The following is an 18,678-nucleotide window of genomic DNA, read 5'->3' on the forward strand; positions in this document are numbered from 1 at the left end:
AATTTAAACCACAATTTTCTATGCATTCGGACCAATTTACTCTTCCTGATGATGCGTCACTTCTGCATCAACATGAAAAACTGCCATATCCCGTATGTTTTTTTGTACCGTTACGGCGCCGAATAACGCCAAAATAAATGACATCGCATAGAAACCTTTTTCACTGTATTGCAAGCTTGCATTCCACAATCCAATGGCCAGCAACATGATTGCCGCAATTAACGCAAACCAGGATACGCCAAAATAGATGCCTGTCACGTTAATACCTTCGGATTTGTCCCGCACCGATTTTTGCAGGGAAATAGCCGCATACAAACCAAACAACAGTACCGTAAAGTAATAACCGCGCTCATTAAGCTGCATCGTCGAATTCCATAAGCCGATGACAAAAGCAGCAGCGCCGCAAAGCATAGAAACCCAAGATGCGGCGACAAAGGCTCCGGTTGGAGCTTGAATTTTTGATGGCATACCATTTTCCTTGTTTAATATGAGTAATTTTGTTGAAAATCGACAAATACCTCAATCCAGCATTCAGAAATACTGCAACCTGCAGGGCAGGTGCACCCGCAACACATGCTTTTACATCATTGCAGCCTGAGTTTCAGCCGCCTTACGCACTACCCAATTTCAAAGCTTTCTATCTCTCTGCAACAGACGCAACACAATCACCGTAGCAGCAGCGGCTGCCAGCAGATGCTTAATACTGTGTCCGCTCACGATGTGAGTCAAGTTCAATATCGCGCCGTCTGATAACTCAGCAATTTTTGCTAAAACGTACAATATCATCGCCAAACTAAAAGCGATACGATCGGCTTTCGGAGCGCGCCAAGTCATTTGCCACACTGGTATCAAGATCAGACTCAATCCTTGCAACAACAAATAAGGACGTAAATCCGATGTCCATTTCCACCAGAACACAGAAAACACAGCAAAAGCCAAAGCCAGGCATAGCTCTACGCATGAACGCAGTTTAGCCATACCAGGAACATTCTCGGCGTGCACTGCACACATAAGACTTGCGCATGCCAAGGCAATAGGCAAGCGATCCCAAAACAAACGCGCATCATCAGGAGCCAGGTGATAAAAGCAGGAACCCACCGGAGTCAGCAACAAGCTCTAATGAACACGCAATACGCAGGAAAGCTGATGGCTTTAATCATGAGTTGACTGCTTCGCACCATATAATAAAACCCAACTACAGCAACCAATACAAAACCGACATTACTCAATACATCAGCAGCATGTGGCATCCCCATCCACTTTGATTGATCAGCAAAATCATGGTAATGCGCAAGTTGAGGGATGGGGCCATGCAATACCATTCCAATCACGATCAACAAACTCAATAAGGCGGGCAAGTGGGCGAAACGTTTGTGCATTTTTATATCCAATCTCAAAATTGATACACACAGCTTGCCAAAAAGCATAGAAATATGAAACCATCTCAAAAAAAGTAGCAACTCAACGACATACAAGTATTACGTTTTACTACCAGACTATGAGTGAAATTAGCCAAATTCTTAAAACCATCAAGCACCAGCTTAAACTCCAGAGCAAAACATACCGCGATGTCGCGGTGGCACTCGATTTGTCTGAAGCGAGTGTCAAGCGACTGCTGCAAGCGGAAAATGCCGCGTCCATCAGCATAGAAAGACTATCGCAAATCAGTCAGATGCTAGGATTAAGCCTGGCGGAACTCATGCAGGAGGCAGATGCCCAAGGCCAACGCCTGCATACACTGGCGTTAGCACAAGAAAGAGAATTGGTCGCGGACACGACGTTATTGTTGGTTGCGGTGTGTGCCATTAATCATTGGACACATGCAGACATTATTAGCGCTTACCGCATTTCAGAGACTGAATGTGTGCGGCATTTACTGAAGCTGGATAAATTAGGCTTACTAAGTTTATTGCCCGGCAATCGCATACGTCTCAATCTGGCAAGGGATTTTGACTGGCTACCGGAGGGGCCGATACAGCACTATTTTCGTCACAAAGGCATGCCAGATTTTCTGGCAGCCAAATTTCATCAGGACGATCAATCTCTGAATTTTATCCACGGCATGCTGACCGACGCAGCATTAAGCAAGCTAGACGCAGAACTGCGTCTGCTCAAGAGCAAATTTGCCGAATTGCACACAGAAAGTTTAGCCGCCCCCATCAGGAAGCGGCGCGGTACTGCGCTGCTATTAGCGATGCGGGAATGGGAGCCAGAAGAATTTACTGCACTACGTCGTCGCTAAGTATTATTGCAAAGCTTGCTGAGAAATCAGTATGCCATCCTGATCAGCATATATCCAATCGCCTGGGTGAATGGCAACGCCAGCAATTGAAACGCGTACATCGTGTTCGCCGCCACCACGCTTAACGCTACGTACTGGCATCACGCCCAGGGCACGCACGCCTATCTGACACGCGTTGATTTCTGCCACATCACGAATACAGCCATGGACTATCACACCAGCCCATCCATTGTTTTGTGCCAACACCCCAAGATTGCCGCCCAATAAGGCGCAGCGCAAACTGCCGCCACCATCGACGACCAGAACGCGCCCCTGCCCCGGGGTCTCTAACACAGTGCGCACCATACCATTATCTTCAAATAATTTGAGCGTGCTAGCAGGGCCGGAAAAGTGACTTACAGCACCATATGCATGAAAAATTGGTGGCAATACTGACAGCGCACCAATCGCTAATTTACCTTCATTGGCATCACATAGATCACAGGTTGCAAAGCTCATCATTTCATCCTTTCAATTGGTGAGCTTATTCTAGCGTGCTTGTTGTAGAGTTTGTAGAGTGCCAACGAACAAAAGCAAGTTTACAACTACAAAAAAAATCGCGCAGTTTTGAGATGATGGCATAATTCCCAATATGGCAACTCCGATACTGACCCATAATCTTCCTGTCACCGCACCAAATTTACCGACGCCAGAAAGGCCGGTACGCCTCGTCGCACGTAATTTAAAAATTTCGCAAGACCTTGCACCACATAGCCACCCCTGCGGTCAAATCACTTACACCCCGCAAGGCATGTTACAAGTCATCGCCGATGGAACTGCATGGTTTGTACCACCCATGCGAGCGATCTGGATACCGCCAGATATGGTGCATGAAGTCCGGCTATTAACCGAATCTAATCTGCGGGCGATTCATATCCACGCGGAACACTCGCCACTCAACAAAGAACATTGTCTGGTATTAGAAGTATCGAACTTGCTGCGGGAATTGATTTTCAGCCTGGAATTTATCGAACCTGATACCCGGCGGGAACAGCATTTAACTCAGGTCATTCTTGATGAGTTAATCTCCGCTAAACCTTTGCCAATTCATCTGCCAATGCCAAAAGACAAGCGCTTGAAGCATCTCTGTGAAATATTACTTGCCCATCCCGCCAGTAATGACACGTTGGAAATTCTGGCAAAAAAAGCCGGAGCTTCTACCCGAACACTCACCAGATTATTTGAGCAAGAGTTGCATATGAGTTTTGGCGACTGGCGTCAGCAAATGCGTCTCGCCCGTGCTTATGCATTAATCGCAAATGGCACGCCCTTATCGCAAGTTGCCGCCGAGCTCGGTTATTCTAGCCAATCGGCATTTTCTGCGATGTTTAAAAAGACCTTTGGAGTGTCACCGACGATATTTTTTCGACAGGCCGAGTAAAGGAGGGTTGACATTGATGGCGGTTGCAACCCGCTCATCAAAAGCAGACCTAATTTCGCAGAAATCCTGCAAGCACGCTATATTTACCTTGTTCAATTACCCTCGATCCTACCCTTCTCCCGCATGCGGGAGAAGGGTAGGACATAAGCTTAAGCTCGATCAGCTCAGCACCATTCCAACCAAGCATCAGGCTTTGCTAAACACCAGCTCGCCTTCATGCGCATTGATTGCAATCACGTCTTTTGGCCCGAACTTGCCTTGCAAGATTTGCTTCGATAAAGGATTCTCTATCTCTTGCTGGATTGCGCGTTTCAAAGGACGCGCTCCGTAGACGGGGTCGAATCCTGCTTCGGCAATCTTCAACAAAGCTGCATCACTGACCTGCAAGCCCATATCCATTTGCTGCAAACGACTTTCCAGTGTTTTGAGCTGGATCTTGGCGATGGCACCAATGTTTTTGGCATCGAGAGCATGGAACACGACAATCTCGTCAATCCGGTTGATAAATTCTGGCCTGAAATGCGCTTTCACTTCCCCCATTACCGCCATCTTAATTACCGCAGGATCGCTGCCTTCCATTGCCTGAATTTGATGTGATCCCAGATTCGAGGTCATGACAATGACCGTGTTTTTAAAGTCCACGGTACGTCCTTGTCCATCAGTCATGCGTCCATCGTCTAGGACTTGCAACAAAACATTGAATACGTCGTGGTGTGCTTTTTCAACTTCATCGAGCAAAATTACGCTGTATGGCTTACGACGCACGGCTTCGGTCAGATAGCCACCTTCTTCATAGCCAACATAACCAGGTGGCGCGCCGATCAGACGGGCGACGCTGTGTTTTTCCATGAATTCGCTCATATCGATACGAATCAAAGATTCTTCAGTATCAAACATGAATCCAGCCAAAGCTTTACACAATTCGGTTTTACCAACGCCTGTAGGACCAAGGAACAAGAACGAACCATACGGACGCCCCGGATCACCCAGACCCGCACGAGAACGGCGAATAGCGTCCGAGACTGCAACAATCGCCTCTTCCTGACCCACCACACGCTCGTGCAAAGCATCTTCCATATGCAACAGCTTTTCGCGCTCGCCTTGCATCATGCGTGACACAGGTATGCCGGTGGCGCGAGAGACGATTTGGGCAATTTCTTCAGCGCCAACCTGAGTACGTAATAGGCGCAACTTACCGCTACCTGCCTCATTTTTTTCGGCCTGTGTGTCAGCTTGCTTGAGTTGCGCTTCCAATTCTGGCAAACGGCCATACTGCAGCTGCGACATGGTTTGCCAGTCGCCCTTGCGCTTTGCATCTTCCATTTGCAGGCGGATTTTTTCTATCTCTTCCTTGATATGCGTACTACCTTGAACGATGGCTTTTTCTGATTTCCAGATTTCTTCCAAGTCAGCGTATTCGCGCGATAGTTTTTCAATTTCTTCTTCGATCAAACCGAGACGTTTGTGCGAAGCCTCGTCTTTTTCGCGCTTTACCGCTTCACGTTCGATCTTCAGCTGTATCAGGCGGCGATCAAGCTTATCCATGACTTCAGGCTTGGAATCAATCTCGATCTTAATTTTGGCAGCAGCTTCATCAATCAAATCAATCGCTTTGTCTGGTAAAAAACGATCAGTAATGTAACGATGTGACAGCTCGGCCGCTGCAACAATAGCCGGATCGGTAATATCGACGCCATGATGGACTTCGTACTTCTCTTGCAAGCCGCGCAGGATAGCAATCGTGGCCTCTACGCTAGGCTCATCAACGATGATTTTCTGGAAGCGACGTTCCAAAGCTGCATCTTTTTCTATGTATTTACGGTATTCATCGAGCGTTGTTGCGCCAACACAATGCAATTCACCACGTGCCAAAGCTGGCTTAAGCATATTGCCAGCATCCATTGCACCTTCAGCTTTACCCGCACCGACCATGGTGTGCAGCTCGTCGATAAAGACGATGGTCTGACCTTCATCCAAGGCGATTTCTTTGAGTACAGCCTTGAGGCGCTCTTCAAATTCACCGCGGTATTTGGCCCCCGCCAACAGCGCCGCCATGTCGAGCGATAATACGCGTTTGGATTTCAGGCTATCAGGTACCTCGCCATTGACGATACGCTGCGCCAAGCCTTCGACAATCGCTGTTTTACCGACGCCTGGTTCACCAATTAATACCGGATTGTTTTTGCTACGACGTTGCAAAACCTGAATTGCACGGCGAATTTCATCATCACGACCAATAACTGGGTCAAGCTTACCTAAGCGCGCACGTTCGGTCAGATCCAGAGTGTATTTTTTGAGCGCTTCACGTTGACCTTCCGCATCTTGCGAATTAACGTTGCCACCGCCACGTACTGCGGCAATGGCAGCCTCTAAGGATTTACGAGTCAGGCCGTTTTCACGGGACAATTTACCGGCTTCGGATTTATCTTCTGTCAAAGCAAGTAAAACCATTTCACTAGCCAAAAACTCATCGCCACGTTTTTGCGATTCTTTGTCCGCCAGGTTAAGCAAACCAGTCAGTTCACGACCAATTTGTACCTGTCCATCGGTGCCAGACACCTTAGGCAAGCGATCCAAACCGCCTTTTAAGGCATTTAACAGTGCATTCACATTCACGCCTGCCCGCTGCAACAGCGAGCGGCTACCGCCATCATCCTGATTGATCAGGGCTAACAGCAGGTGTACTGGTTCTATGTATTGATTATCGTTGCCAACTGCCAGGCTTTGAGCATCGGCTAACGCTTCTTGCAATTTGGTAGTCAGTTTATCGAGACGCATTTTTTGCTCCTGAATGATTAGTTACCAACACAATTTGGGGCTGTGGGGCTGTTTTCAAGCAGTGTGGAGCAGACGAGACAAAACTGTTTGTGATAGCGCAAGCTTGCCCGACGTTTGCATGACGTCGGGCAACACATGTTGCAAATATGAAAATTAATTATGAAAAACTAGCTTGCTTCTTAAATTCCTCAGTTGCGCGAACCAAGGCATTCGCAATCCCCGGCTCCATTGCCGCATGACCAGCATCACCGATCAAATGAAATGCCGCCGTCGGCCAGGCCTGATGCAGACGATAAGCGGACACCGGCGGGCAAATCACGTCATAACGACCTTGCACGATCACTGCTGGCAAATGCGCAATTTTTGCGACATTGCTAATCAAGGCGTCGTCTTCCATAAACGCGGCATTAAGCATGTAGTGCGCTTCCAGGCGACCGATACCCAGACTGACTTCATCCGATTCAAAATTGGCAATCGCTGCCGCTTGCGGTTTCAGGAATAAGCATGAACCTTCGTAGCGACTCCAGTTGCGTGCCGCTTCCATATAAATCGCTGGATCATCACAAAATAAGCGCTTGACGTACGCTTGCAGGAGGTCACCGCGCTCTTGCTCTGGCACGCCTTCTGCAAAACGTTGATGAACCTCTGGATAGAAATATTTCATGCCATTCACAAACCACTCAACCTCAGTTTTGGTGCACAAAAAGATTCCACGCAGAATAAAACCCAGACACACCTCTGGATGCGTTTCACCATAAGCCAGCGCCAGCGTAGAACCCCAGGAACCGCCAAATACCAGCCATTGCTCAACCCCCAGCATCGCTCGGATTTTTTCGATATCTGCGATCAGTAATTGTGTCGTGTTTTGGCGATATTCACCGAGCGGCGTTGATTTACCCGCACCGCGCTGGTCAAACATTACAATACGATAGTGTGCAGGATCAAAAAAGCGTCGATGCCCCGGCGATGTTCCAGCGCCCGGGCCACCGTGCAAAAATAAGACAGGCTGACCTTTAGGGTTGCCACTTTCTTCCCAGTACAAGGTATGCAGATCATCGACCGGTAGCATACCAGTGCGATACGGTTCAATTTCCGGGAATAATGGGTAGCTGAGGGTATCAGACATCGTGTCTCCTGATCTTGAAAGTAATCCCTCATTATACGCAGAGCTGGAACGACATCGCACACATCTGCTCAATTCAACCTCTAAAAACGCTGCTCCCATAACAAATGCCAGACCGCATTACTGGCTTTGACGATCTGTTGCCCAGCACGGATTTGCGTGTCTTCATAATCAGCACGTTGCCGGCTATCCTGATGCAAAAGATTGCTAACTGACAGCCTGATCTGTGTTTGCGGATTGACTTTCCAGACGGAATACATATCCAATTTACGCTCCGGATTTTGGCTTGAATATAAATACGCCGAGGCCCTTTCCGTCCCTTGAGTTTGGAAGGCATAATTACCACCTAAGGTCCATCCGGCTTGTAGCTGATAATCCATGCCTAAGTTTGCGCTGAACTTCACCTGATCTGGCATCACATTATCCGAACCGGAAACATTCATCACACGCGACCAATTGCGATTAAGGTTCGCATGCAGATTAATTTTAGGCAAACTCACATCAATTGCCGTCAGCGCAAATTTGGTTTCCAGCTCTATCCCCATTACAACTGCATTACCGTTATTGACTGGCATGACTAACCATCCGTTGGCTTGCTGCGATAAGGAGTCGATCGTGACATCCGAAATCTTGCGCATATAGGCACTGGCACTCAACATACTGCCTTCTGCATTAAACTGCTCGTAAGCGACATCCAGCCCCCACGATTTTTCGGCACGTAAAACCGGATTACCTTGCTGATCAGGGTTCAGCGGCCCATTGTCATTGTCGATGCGAATAATGCGTGGAATCAAATTCACCAAAGTTGGTGCTTTGAGTGTGCGATTGAGTGCGAAACGCCATTGTCGTTGCTCATCAAGCTTCCAGACAGTTTGCACAATCGGGCTCAACAAGCTATCGGTATGCGCCAGTGCAAAATCGCCTGCGGCATCACTTTGCACTCTGACATGTTCCCAGCGCAGACCAAGATAACTCAGCCAGTTTTCAGATAAATGCCATTCGTCCTGTGCGAACAAAGCCAACTTTGTCATCGACGCACCGTATTGCTGATTGGTGTAAAGAACCTGATTTCCGCCAGCATCCTGATCGTGTTCTGTACGTTGTTCTTGCCTTTTTCCATAGCTAGTTTCCCACCCCATGGACAACACATGATCTTTTATCGCTGGCACCAGATATTTGCCATTCAATTTAAATACATTTTCATTGGCATCTGCGCTAACATCTCTATGCTGCAACAATTGACCACCGCCGTCACTCCCCCAGAATTGGAAAAATGAGGCACGTCTAAAATAATTCCATCCGGTTGTCAGACTTAATTTAGCGTCATTCTCAAGGCTACATTCCCAACTAAACGTATTACGGGTGGTACTTAAGTGCCCATTCCAGACACTGGTATTGCTCGGAAAATTCGTCGTAGCACCAGCAAGTGTTGTTTCACTTTCCTGCTTGGTTTGATGTACATAAACCTGATTAATAAATCCCTGCCAACTCAGGGTCTGATCCGGATTTATTTGCCAATTGATATGCGGCGTGATGCTGAGGCTGTCGCGATGCACTTGTGCTGCTTGCTGCAATTGTCGCGCCGAAAGCAACGTTTCAACCTGCCTTGAATCTGCTGCTGTTTTTTGCAACAAATATTCATCGATTCTGTCGTTATTATCAGTACGGCTACGATCAAGCACAGTGCTGAGGTTATATGCCAGATCACCGGACTTGCCCGAGCTACTAAAAGTCAATCCCGGGTCAACATAACCCAGCTGCTGATTAAGTCGCCATTTCACTTCAGTCTGATCCTGACTGGTCTTTTTCTTCAAGATGACATTGATGCTACCCGCTATCCCTTGCGCACTGCTATCTGCACCTGCGACCCGCATGATTTCGATGCGTTCGATGTTCTCGGGAGCAATCGTATCAATCGCAAAACCATCTGGCATGGTTTCACTATTCAGTAAAATTTGTGTATATCCAACGCCAAGCCCACGCAGAGAAATAACTGTGCCCTTATTTTTACTTTCGCTGATTGTCACTCCGGGCAAACGTTTCAAGACCTCGCTTAAGACTGTGTCACCATAGCGTGCTAATTCCTCTTTTCCAAATACACTGACTATGGTTGGCTCACCTTGCCGTACCTTGTTAGTGGCATTGATTTCATTCAACTCCACACTTTGGATTTGATCTGCTTCTGCAACGGCGACGATTGGAAAGACTATGAAGCACGAAGCTGCAACAAGCTGCTTTAAAGGATAATGACTAAAATTTTTTTTCATAAAAAAGGCAACACGAGTCCATTACGCAATTCGCGTTGCAATTAGCATTGCTTCACGGCGTAATTCAATCAATGGTCAGGAGGATTTGGCAGCAGTTTCCGGTAAAATATGCAACTGCTGCCACAAAAAATCAGATAAGCAGTAGCGCCATCAGGAAGAGGTGGACTGCTGCTCGATTGCCTCACGGATATGCAGAATATCGTCGGTTCGTTGATCGAGGTCTTCAGCACCTAACAACACCATCGTAATGGCTCTTCCGGCTACATTCAGATGCATCAGAATGCAACGACCCGCTACCCGTGTGAAACCGGTTTTTGACAATTGAATATCCCAGCCTTTTTGACCAACCAAAACATTCGTATTTTGATGACTGCTCTCTTCCGATTTAACACCATACGACACCATCAACTTCGTCTTAGAAGTAGCCGCGGCGCTCGCTATACTGCGTAATTCAGGATAGGTCATCGCGCTCTGTGTCAGGTGCGCCAAATCTACAGCACTTGCTACGTTATTCTTGCTGTAGCCTGTGGGTTCTTCCATATGCATATGGGTCAAACCCAGCTTGTCAATTTTCGTTTGTGCTGCTGCCAGGAATGCAGTTTCACCACCAGGATAAGTACGCGCCAGCACTTGTGCAGCACGGTTATCCGAAGGGATTAAAGTCATTTCCAGCATCTGTTGACGCGTCAGACGGTTACCGGGTTTCAGATGCGAAGAAGCGCCTTTCAGTGCCAGGACATCCTCTTTGGTCACAGTAAGCATTTCTTGCATGTTCTGATGCGCATCCAGAACTACCATCGCGGCCAGCAATTTGCTTAAGGATGCCATTGGTACGGTGCTATCTGCCTCTTTTTGCAACAGAATCTCACCACTGGCATCGTCAACGACTATCGCATGCGCAGAATTGAGTTTGACCAATAATTTGACCGGTGCGGCAATCGGGTCACTTTTGAGTGCTTGCAATGTTCCTTGCAATGCCTGAGTCTGATCTTCGTTCACATGATGCTCATAGCTCGCAACTGCACTTACAACAACGCAACTCAAAATCACGCCCAATACTGGCGACGCCATCGTCCAACGCCACGCCTGCTGATCAGGTTTCATCAAACGTTTAATACGTGCTAACAAATGCCCACCGTTGGCTGCCAGCGCCATCCTTGGTGCCGATTGCCATCCATCGAGCTTTTGCAATGCCAATGCCAACGCTCTTGGCTTACCTAAGACCGCTGCCGCCACATCATCAGCGATTTGTTCACGTTCAATATCCATACGACGTGAAATCCACCATACTGCCGGATGGTAAAACAAGAACGCCAGAGCGAGGTGCTGCCCCATATTGACGAGATAATCCCAGCGTTTGATATGCGCCAACTCATGCGCCAACAAGGCTTCAATTAAATCCGGCGACATACCAGACAACAAAGATGCTGGCATAACAATTACTGGCTGCCAACATCCACTGGTCACAGGTGTTTGTAAGCGAGTATCAATTTTGAAAGCGACCTGACGCTGCAAACCAAATGCCTGCGCCATCAATCGGGTGCGCCCCTGCCAGTGCACCTGCAATTGTTGCTGCTCTTGAGGTAACAGGTTTCGCCCTAACTGCCTGACCCACAATAAACCAACCACTAAGCGAGCAACCATCAGGCTAACGCCCAACAACCAGATGGTGACAATCAAAGGTAATTGATTTTGCAATGTGTTAAGGACACGGTTATCTTTAACAAATTCCACATCAAACCGGCCACCAGATTGTTGAATCAAGTCCAGCGCGGCTTCCAGCCCCATCGCCTGCGGAGTAATCACTTGCTGATAGATGCCAAAAGCTGGCCAACCGACGCAAATCAATAAGGCCACACAAAGAACCAGATAACGTGTTTCTGGGCGTCGATTACGCAACAATGCACACACCAGCGCAGCGATACAGCCGATCACTATCCCCTGCCAGACAAAATGCAGTAAAGGCCAACCTATGATTTCTGCAACTGAAAAATTGGTATTCACAGTTTATCCTCGCCCAAAAATTGTTCGATTTCAGCCCGTTCTTCCTGACTCACATGACTGCGTAGCGCTGCCATCACCAATGCCTTGCCGGAACCCGCAAATACTTTTTGTATCAGGTCTTTAAGCAAATTGGTTTGCATATCATCCTGCTCTTGCACCGGCGCATAAATGTGAGAACGCTGACTTTCATCGCGTTTCAAAATGCCTTTGCTATGCATCAATTGCAAATGGCGCAGTACGGTCGCATACGCCAACTCAGGACGTTCCGCGTACGCAGCGGCATGGACTTGCTTGGCGGTCGCCGGTCCGATTTGCCATAGGACCTTGAGCAGATTAATTTCTGCCGCAGTGGGTTTGGGTGTATTTGACTTCTGGGTCATGGATTTTCCTTAATTCTCTGGGAAAACGAAGATCGCAAATAGATAATAGATGGGTGAACCCATCAGCACATCCAGAATAAATGTTCTAGAAACTTTTGTCTAGAACTATTTTTCTACATATTGACTATCTTAATGGTGATCTATAGACGAACTGACAGAAAACTCAACAACTTGCAGGACAATGAGAGAATAAGGAGGCTAGCAGGTCGGCGAACGCCGACCAGATACGAATTACAAGCAACTTATACAAGCAACTATCACAAGCAACTAATCCAACTGCCATTTCTTACGCGCCAACTCATCGCTTTCGCGTGCATCAACCCAGCGTGCGCCCGTTGATGTTTGCTCTTTCTTCCAAAACGGCGCCTGGGTCTTGAGATAATCCATGATGAATTCGCAGGCAGCGAACGCATCGCTGCGGTGTTGTGATGCAACTGCTACCAACACAATCTGATCAAGGGGTAACAAGGGACCAACCCGATGAATAATCAGACTATCGATCACTGACCAGCGAGCGGCAGCTTGCGCGGCGATATCTTGCAACGCTTTTTCCGTCATGACTGGGTAGTGTTCCAGCTCCATCGCGCTGACGTTTTGCCCATCATTCAGATCGCGCACCAAACCAAGAAAACTCACCACCGCACCTATTTGTGAATTATTTTCACGTAGCTGTCTGACCTCGGTGCTCAGATCAAAATCTTTCGTCTGGACGCGCACAACCATGATCAACCTCCCGTCACTGGTGGGAAAAACGCAACTTCTTTTCCATCCTCAATGAGCGTGTCTGCTTCGCACATGACGTGATCATACGCCGTACGCAAAGGCTGCTCGTCGGACAAAGTCTCTGCCCAATCTGCCCCCCGCAAGGCGAGCCACGCGCGCACATCGCCGACAGTTTTAATTTCTTCCGGCACCTCGACTGTTTGCTCGGACACGCCAAGTTTTTCGCGAACACTGGCAAAAAAGCGTAATTGAATTTTCATAGAACCAAAAAAAGAACGAATTCGTTGAACCTGAAAAACAGGCGATCTTAAAAAGAAGAGAACGGTATAAAACGTACCATTTCACCCGCATGGACCACCTGTCCAGCCCTCACTTCGACCAGACCATCACCCCAGACTGCTGAACTCAGCACACCTGAACTTTGATTTGAGAACAAATCGAGCCCACCATTTGCATTCATACGCGCCCGCAAGTATTCCTGACGACGATCAGCTTTGAGCCAATCAAAGTCAGCCCGCACAGAATAAGCTTTCGGAGCAACATCAACAACGCCTTGCATACGCAAAATAAATGGCCGGACAAACAATAAAAACGTGACAAAACTCGACACGGGATTGCCTGGCAAGCCCATAAAAAATGCCTGCCCGACTTCACCAAATGCCAGTGGCTTGCCGGGTTTTACAGCAATCTGCCACATGTTTAAACGCCCTTCTGCTTCAACAGCAGGACGAATGTGATCTTCTTCACCAACAGATACCCCACCGGAAGTCACAATCAGATCATGCCCTCGCGCTGCTTTACGTAAGGTGTCGCGCGTGGCCTCCAAGGTATCTGGCACAATACCAAAGTCCGTTATTTCGCAGCCCATGCTTTGCAATAAACCGGTCAACGTAAACCGATTCGAGTTGTAGATGGCACCTGGCTTTAATTCTTCACCCGGCATAGCTAACTCATCACCAGTGAAAAAAACGGCGACTTTCGGCTTACGTACGACTGGCAAGCTAGCTAATCCTACCGAGGCTGCCAGACCTAGTTCTGCAGCACCTAATTTAGTACCAGCCGCAAGTATCGTCGCACCAACCTGTATGTCTTCACCGCGACGACGTACCCACTCCCCAGCTTTCGGCACATGTTTAATGATGACCTCGTCATCGTCTGCCACACATTGCTCTTGCATCACAACAGCGTCGGCGCCAGGAGGAATCATGGCACCAGTAAAAATACGTGCAGCAGTTCCCGCAAGCAGAGGGTAACCAATTTGGCCAGCAGGAATCCGCTGAGTCACTTGCAGTCTGGCGGGGCCATGGACGCAATCTGCAGCACGAACGGCATAACCATCCATTTGGGTATTATCCATCGGTGGCACATCCAGCAAAGAGACTTGTGCTTGCGCCAAAATCCGACCAAGTGCGCCTATTGTAGGAAGCGCTTCAAATTCTGTCAGCGGACGCACGGCTTGCAATAGATATTCAAGTGCCTGATCAACACTCAAAAGTGGTTTTTTTTCTGTCATTGTAAAAAACGTCCAATAGAAAAATCGTTAAAAGCAGTAGCGGCATTAATTGCATCAATAGCCTTCATTGTAGCCGTTCCTCCTGCGATCCACAGTTTGTGTCCCTGTAAATATGTCGTGAGATCAAGTTGACGCACAAACGACATCACCAAAATTTCCTATTTAAGAGAAACTAAGAGAAACAACATTTAGTGAAATAAAGCAAATTTTATTGCAAAGCATCGATTAACTGTCAAACTCACTATAATGAAACAAAACTAATCCATAAAGTGAGGCCTCAATGTTCGCAAAAACAAGACCATCATTTCTATATAACAACAGTTTGGGCTTAGCTTTCTGCATTTCTCTCAGCACGCTCATTAGCAACAATGCTATTGCGGCCTCGGAATATCGCTTTTCTCCCGTCAATCAGTACGATATCAACTTAACTGCCGCCTATTGGAATCCGATTATTAGTTACGTATCGGAAAAAAGCGGCGTCAAACTGATCTTAAAAATCGGTCGTACTTCCGCCGACACAACGAGCTATGTACTTGCAAAAGAAGTCGATTTTGCATTCACCAATCATTTGTTTGCACCAGAACGCGAAAAACTTGGCTGGCAAACTTTTGGGCGTCGCAATATTCCGCCTATTTCAGGAGAAATAGTCGTCCCCCAAACCTCTGCTATCACCGACATCTCACAACTCAGTGGAAAAGACATCGCTTTCCCTGGCCCTGAAGCTCTGATTGCTTATAAAGTCCCCATGGCGCATCTCATGGAGCAAAAAATCAATGTAAACGTATTTTTTGGCGGCAACCAGAATGGCGCGCTGGCACAACTGTTTTCCGGACAGGTGCAAGCAGTTGGAGGCAATTCACAATTAATCGATAGCTACAGTGTCCGTGAAGATAAAAAATTCCGGATCTTATGGAAATCGGAACCCTACTACGACCTGGCTTTAATGGCATCAAATAAAGTTACCCCTGCTGACCTCAAAGCTGTCGCAGCGGCTTTTTTTGGCATGAAAGACGATCCAAACGGAAAAGTTATTTTGAAACAGGCATCGGCAAAAATCGGTTTATCGGAAAGCAGCTTCTTTATCCCGTCTGATGGTAGCGAGTATGCTAATTACAGAAAATTCTATCAAAATCTCCCCCCCAGCTTACGCTAATGCATTGCCAATACAGGTGCTAACGTGCGTTTGCTAAAGTTTTTACTTCCAGAATCTCTGGTTTTGCGCGTCTACGCGCTTTACACCGTGACCTGGTTGTCATTTATGTGTGCCGCTATTGGGCTTTACTATGAAACGCGCTTCACACAAGAAATAGAAGACGTACAAGAAGCGGCGGAATCGATGCTGGTCGTCGCATCGAACAGTGTTTCGGATAGTGTTGTTATAGGGGACTTTGACACTATCAAACGCACCTTAGACCATATGATGGTTAGCTCCAATTTTTCTTCGGCCAAATTTATCACGCTGCAACAAGGTGTAGTGAGTAGTCATGAAAAACCAGTGATCAATCATGGCTACATCCCCTCGTGGATTATTGAGCGAGTAGAAAACCACTTGTTTGACGATAACAATATCATCAAAGTTGGCGGCATCGATTATGGGGTTCTACGTTTAAGCTTCGATAATTTGCAAATTGCCGAACGTATGTGGCAAATGATGCAGGTAGCATTAGCACTCACCCTCGCTAGCTTCATCGGCGGATTGATTTTGATTTGGTATCCACTCAAAAACTGGTTGGGCAAACTTCAGGGAAGTAGCGTACTTGCACTAGGCACAGTGGAAGGACGTGACCTTGAAAACGAGTCATTGATCAGCGAAGCGCCACTTGAAGTCCGTCAAACTTTGATACGCCTGCAAAATACCGCCAGTCAGTTGCGCATCGAACTTAGCGAACGCGAAAATACGCTGCAATCGCTGCGGCAGATTTTAATCAGCCTTCTTCCTGCATCTGCAGACAAACCCTCGGAAGGACAAAACATCTCCATTATTCTGTCTGATATTGAGCATTTGATAGCTGAGGGTGAGAAATCCCGTTTAGCCTTAATTACCGCCAAAGAGAGTGCTGAACAAGCCAATCAGGCAAAAAGCATTTTCCTAGCCAATATGAGCCATGAAATCCGCACGCCTATGAATGGCATCATAGGCATGATTGATCTATGTCTGGACAGCTCGCTAAACAAAAACCAGCAAGAATTTTTAGCGATGGCAAAACACTCTGCTGACAATTTGTTAGTGATCATTAATGACATCCTTGATTTCAGTAAGATAGAAGCCAATAAGGTAGAACTTGAGTCCATTCCAATTTCGCTCAAAGATTTTCTGACTGATTTATTTAAAGCAGCCGAATTTCCAGCAAACAAAAAGAATTTGACGTTAAAAACAGACCTCAGTTCAGATCTGCCACCTCTGATACTTGGTGACCCGGTTCGCTTAAGTCAGATTATCAATAACCTTCTTGGCAATGCGATTAAATTTACTGATCAAGGACAAATTACTTTATCCGCCTATGTCAGCAATGACGCATCCACACGCCTGTTCATCAGCGTCACAGATACCGGCATAGGTATTCCTGAAGAAGTTCAAGATCGCATATTTGATGCTTTTTCACAGCAGGATGTATCAACCACAAGGCGTTTCGGCGGCACCGGCTTAGGTCTGAGTATTTGCAATAAGCTAGCGCAATTGATGGGTGGTCGCATTACCATTAACAGTCAGGTTGGGGAAGGAAGCCAGTTCACTTTAGAGCTTCCGGTCAATCTTCCTCCGGAAACGGCTAAAACAAAGGACCCCGTAAATCGTACCGAGGAAGCTGAAATCAGGAAATTAAATATTCTGATTGCAGAGGACAATGCGATCAATCAAGCATTAATGGTCAATTTAATGAGCCGTCAAGGACATAAAACCTGTATAGCAAACAATGGCGCCGAAGCTGTGACTATGTGGCAAGAGGGTAAATTTGATTTGATTCTGATGGATATGCAGATGCCTGTGATGGGAGGCATGGATGCCACCAGAGAGATACGCAGAATCGAGCAAGAAAAAAATATTACTCAACGAACTCCTATCCATGCGCTAACCGCCTCAGCGATGGCGAGTGAACAGCAAGAGGCGATTGAAGCCGGACTGGATGGCTACCTGACCAAACCGGTCAATCGTCAGGTGCTCAATGAGGTGCTAAGCGCTGTTGCTCAAAGAGGTGCATAAAAGAACGTCCGTAAAAAACGCCCCCTTCTTCACGTTAATACTTGTACAAAAATCTGATCTCAAGCAAAGCCTGAATAACGATGCAAAATCACGCTAATGTTGTCATGCCCGCCTTGATGATTGGCAAAATTGACAAGCCTCAAACATTGCTCACTCACCGTCAACCTTGAATCAAATAAGGCCAACATCTTTGCCGGGCTATCGCAGTAATTCCATAATCCATCAGAGCATAACAAAATTGTCATATCACCTTCCAACGCCATACTCGCAACATGAATGTTGGGAACATCGTCACGCATCCCCAGACATTGGGTAATGCAATGGGCATTGCAATCTTTCATTGCGTTATTAATGCTGATACCCGCTTTAACTTGCTGATTGAGCCAGGAGTCGTCTTCGGTCAACTGCACTACATTTTCATGACGAACGACATAGAGTCTGGAATCACCAACCCACGCATAATCCAATTGTCCTGCTTCTATCATCGCCACTACTATTGTCGCCTCTGGTTCTGCCAGTGTGGGGTCATCATATGGCAACGCACAGATCGCATCATTAGCTGCGCTGACGGCGATTTGCAAACGCTGACTGGCAGGCATATCACTGTGCGTTTGCAAACTAGCCAACGCTGTTGTCACTGCCACATGTGCTGCTTCTTTGGAACGACAAGCAGTAGAGACGCCATCTGCAACCGCTAACGAAAAAATTCCCTCACTATCACGCATTGCTACCGCGTCCTGGTTTTCGGTATGTTGCAGACCGCGATGGCTGGCACTGACAGTGATTGCATTTAAAACCTGCAAATCAGGAAAATCAAGGATCTGCTGCTTACGACCACAATTTTCACAAATACTATCAGCGTCAAATTCAGCATGGCCGCAGGCACAAGCGATGCTAATCGTATTGGATTGAACGCCAACCAGATTACTTTCGGTCGCAACAGAAATCGCAGTACCACACGCCTCACAAAATGAGAAACCAGTACCAAGCACTTCACCACACTGCTTACAATCCACTATCCACTCCTGC

Annotated in this window: 17 protein-coding genes; 4 read left to right on the plus strand and 13 right to left on the minus strand. The window is 47.2% G+C overall.

What is annotated here, in order from left to right; translation table 11 throughout:
- Positions 1 to 36: 36 nt before the first annotated feature.
- The 3 genes from yiaA to ACO0KY_RS07935 all read right to left on the minus strand — a co-directional run bounded on the left by yiaA (position 37) and on the right by ACO0KY_RS07935 (position 1,379).
- Entirely contained in the window at positions 37 to 468 is a 432-nt protein-coding gene (gene yiaA, locus ACO0KY_RS07925) for an inner membrane protein YiaA (RefSeq protein ID WP_186911517.1), read from the minus strand.
- A gap of 159 nt (positions 469 to 627) precedes the next feature.
- The gene (locus ACO0KY_RS07930) at positions 628 to 1,110 is read right to left on the minus strand and encodes a hypothetical protein (protein ID WP_423045156.1); all 483 of its coding nucleotides are present in this window, start codon (positions 1,108 to 1,110) and stop codon (positions 628 to 630) included.
- Positions 1,104 to 1,379, minus strand: a complete 276-nt coding sequence (locus ACO0KY_RS07935) for a hypothetical protein (RefSeq protein WP_423045157.1) — start codon at positions 1,377 to 1,379, stop codon at positions 1,104 to 1,106. Before ACO0KY_RS07935 ends, ACO0KY_RS07930 begins: the two co-directional genes overlap by 7 nt.
- A 119-nt stretch (positions 1,380 to 1,498) precedes the next feature.
- On the opposite strand from ACO0KY_RS07935, the gene ACO0KY_RS07940 reads away from it, so the two are divergent.
- The gene (locus ACO0KY_RS07940; RefSeq protein ID WP_186911515.1) at positions 1,499 to 2,242 is read left to right on the plus strand and encodes a helix-turn-helix domain-containing protein; all 744 of its coding nucleotides are present in this window, start codon (positions 1,499 to 1,501) and stop codon (positions 2,240 to 2,242) included.
- Between the two features lie 3 nt (positions 2,243 to 2,245).
- Here ACO0KY_RS07940 and rraA read toward each other — a convergent pair whose 3' ends face one another.
- Positions 2,246 to 2,740: a ribonuclease E activity regulator RraA gene (rraA, locus tag ACO0KY_RS07945; RefSeq protein WP_186911514.1), complete on the minus strand. Its 495-nt coding sequence runs from the start codon at positions 2,738 to 2,740 to the stop codon at positions 2,246 to 2,248.
- A 133-nt stretch (positions 2,741 to 2,873) separates the two neighbouring features.
- Between rraA and ACO0KY_RS07950 the strand changes: the two genes are divergently transcribed.
- Positions 2,874 to 3,662: an AraC family transcriptional regulator gene (locus tag ACO0KY_RS07950; RefSeq protein ID WP_423045158.1), complete on the plus strand. Its 789-nt coding sequence runs from the start codon at positions 2,874 to 2,876 to the stop codon at positions 3,660 to 3,662.
- A gap of 186 nt (positions 3,663 to 3,848) precedes the next feature.
- On the opposite strand, the gene clpB is transcribed toward ACO0KY_RS07950, so the two are convergent.
- The 8 genes from clpB to glp form a co-directional block, all read right to left on the minus strand.
- Positions 3,849 to 6,440 (minus strand): ATP-dependent chaperone ClpB, encoded by a 2,592-nt coding sequence (clpB, locus tag ACO0KY_RS07955; RefSeq protein WP_423045159.1) that lies wholly within the window; start codon positions 6,438 to 6,440, stop codon positions 3,849 to 3,851.
- 157 nt (positions 6,441 to 6,597) lie between these two features.
- Positions 6,598 to 7,566 (minus strand): prolyl aminopeptidase, encoded by a 969-nt coding sequence (gene pip / locus ACO0KY_RS07960; RefSeq protein WP_423045160.1) that lies wholly within the window; start codon positions 7,564 to 7,566, stop codon positions 6,598 to 6,600.
- Between the two features lie 80 nt (positions 7,567 to 7,646).
- Entirely contained in the window at positions 7,647 to 9,830 is a 2,184-nt protein-coding gene (locus tag ACO0KY_RS07965; protein WP_423045161.1) for a TonB-dependent receptor plug domain-containing protein, read from the minus strand.
- 150 nt (positions 9,831 to 9,980) lie between these two features.
- Positions 9,981 to 11,834 carry a M56 family metallopeptidase gene (locus ACO0KY_RS07970; protein WP_423045162.1) on the minus strand — a complete coding sequence of 618 codons (1,854 nt, stop codon included), beginning with the start codon at positions 11,832 to 11,834 and terminating at the stop codon, positions 9,981 to 9,983.
- Positions 11,831 to 12,214 (minus strand): BlaI/MecI/CopY family transcriptional regulator, encoded by a 384-nt coding sequence (locus tag ACO0KY_RS07975; protein WP_423045163.1) that lies wholly within the window; start codon positions 12,212 to 12,214, stop codon positions 11,831 to 11,833. The genes ACO0KY_RS07970 and ACO0KY_RS07975 overlap by 4 nt, the downstream gene beginning before the upstream one ends.
- A 267-nt stretch (positions 12,215 to 12,481) precedes the next feature.
- On the minus strand, positions 12,482 to 12,937 hold the full coding sequence (gene moaE, locus ACO0KY_RS07980) for a molybdopterin synthase catalytic subunit MoaE (protein ID WP_423045164.1): 456 nt from the start codon (positions 12,935 to 12,937) through the stop codon (positions 12,482 to 12,484).
- A gap of 2 nt (positions 12,938 to 12,939) precedes the next feature.
- Positions 12,940 to 13,197 carry a molybdopterin converting factor subunit 1 gene (gene moaD / locus ACO0KY_RS07985; protein WP_422996016.1) on the minus strand — a complete coding sequence of 86 codons (258 nt, stop codon included), beginning with the start codon at positions 13,195 to 13,197 and terminating at the stop codon, positions 12,940 to 12,942.
- Positions 13,198 to 13,244: 47 nt separating this feature from the next.
- Positions 13,245 to 14,450, minus strand: coding sequence for a gephyrin-like molybdotransferase Glp (gene glp, locus ACO0KY_RS07990; protein WP_423045165.1), 1,206 nt, complete (start codon positions 14,448 to 14,450; stop codon positions 13,245 to 13,247).
- 280 nt (positions 14,451 to 14,730) lie between these two features.
- On the opposite strand from glp, the gene ACO0KY_RS07995 reads away from it, so the two are divergent.
- Together ACO0KY_RS07995 and ACO0KY_RS08000 are read left to right on the plus strand one after the other, a co-directional pair.
- Positions 14,731 to 15,603 carry a phosphate/phosphite/phosphonate ABC transporter substrate-binding protein gene (locus tag ACO0KY_RS07995; RefSeq protein ID WP_186911504.1) on the plus strand — a complete coding sequence of 291 codons (873 nt, stop codon included), beginning with the start codon at positions 14,731 to 14,733 and terminating at the stop codon, positions 15,601 to 15,603.
- A 24-nt stretch (positions 15,604 to 15,627) separates the two neighbouring features.
- Positions 15,628 to 17,649 carry an ATP-binding protein gene (locus ACO0KY_RS08000; protein ID WP_423045166.1) on the plus strand — a complete coding sequence of 674 codons (2,022 nt, stop codon included), beginning with the start codon at positions 15,628 to 15,630 and terminating at the stop codon, positions 17,647 to 17,649.
- 59 nt (positions 17,650 to 17,708) lie between these two features.
- Here ACO0KY_RS08000 and ACO0KY_RS08005 read toward each other — a convergent pair whose 3' ends face one another.
- The gene (locus tag ACO0KY_RS08005; protein WP_423045167.1) at positions 17,709 to 18,665 is read right to left on the minus strand and encodes a PP2C family protein-serine/threonine phosphatase; all 957 of its coding nucleotides are present in this window, start codon (positions 18,663 to 18,665) and stop codon (positions 17,709 to 17,711) included.
- Between the last annotated feature and the right edge of the window lie 13 nt (positions 18,666 to 18,678).

Source organism: Undibacterium sp. Dicai25W (assembly GCF_049340505.1).
Lineage (GTDB): Bacteria > Pseudomonadota > Gammaproteobacteria > Burkholderiales > Burkholderiaceae_D > Undibacterium > Undibacterium jejuense.

Bases quoted from the DNA above. Each gene is read 5' to 3' on its own strand.
- moaD (WP_422996016.1), bottom strand. From the start codon at position 13,197: ATGAAAATTCAATTACGCTTTTTTGCCAGTGTTCGCGAAAAACTTGGC.
- rraA (WP_186911514.1), bottom strand. From the start codon at position 2,740: ATGAGCTTTGCAACCTGTGATCTATGTGATGCCAATGAAGGTAAATTA.
- clpB (WP_423045159.1), bottom strand. From the start codon at position 6,440: ATGCGTCTCGATAAACTGACTACCAAATTGCAAGAAGCGTTAGCCGAT.
- glp (WP_423045165.1), bottom strand. From the start codon at position 14,450: ATGACAGAAAAAAAACCACTTTTGAGTGTTGATCAGGCACTTGAATAT.
- ACO0KY_RS07935 (WP_423045157.1), bottom strand. From the start codon at position 1,379: ATGCACAAACGTTTCGCCCACTTGCCCGCCTTATTGAGTTTGTTGATC.
- ACO0KY_RS07975 (WP_423045163.1), bottom strand. From the start codon at position 12,214: ATGACCCAGAAGTCAAATACACCCAAACCCACTGCGGCAGAAATTAAT.
- yiaA (WP_186911517.1), bottom strand. From the start codon at position 468: ATGCCATCAAAAATTCAAGCTCCAACCGGAGCCTTTGTCGCCGCATCT.
- moaE (WP_423045164.1), bottom strand. From the start codon at position 12,937: ATGGTTGTGCGCGTCCAGACGAAAGATTTTGATCTGAGCACCGAGGTC.
- pip (WP_423045160.1), bottom strand. From the start codon at position 7,566: ATGTCTGATACCCTCAGCTACCCATTATTCCCGGAAATTGAACCGTAT.
- ACO0KY_RS07940 (WP_186911515.1), top strand. From the start codon at position 1,499: ATGAGTGAAATTAGCCAAATTCTTAAAACCATCAAGCACCAGCTTAAA.
- ACO0KY_RS07950 (WP_423045158.1), top strand. From the start codon at position 2,874: ATGGCAACTCCGATACTGACCCATAATCTTCCTGTCACCGCACCAAAT.
- ACO0KY_RS07995 (WP_186911504.1), top strand. From the start codon at position 14,731: ATGTTCGCAAAAACAAGACCATCATTTCTATATAACAACAGTTTGGGC.
- ACO0KY_RS07965 (WP_423045161.1), bottom strand. From the start codon at position 9,830: ATGAAAAAAAATTTTAGTCATTATCCTTTAAAGCAGCTTGTTGCAGCT.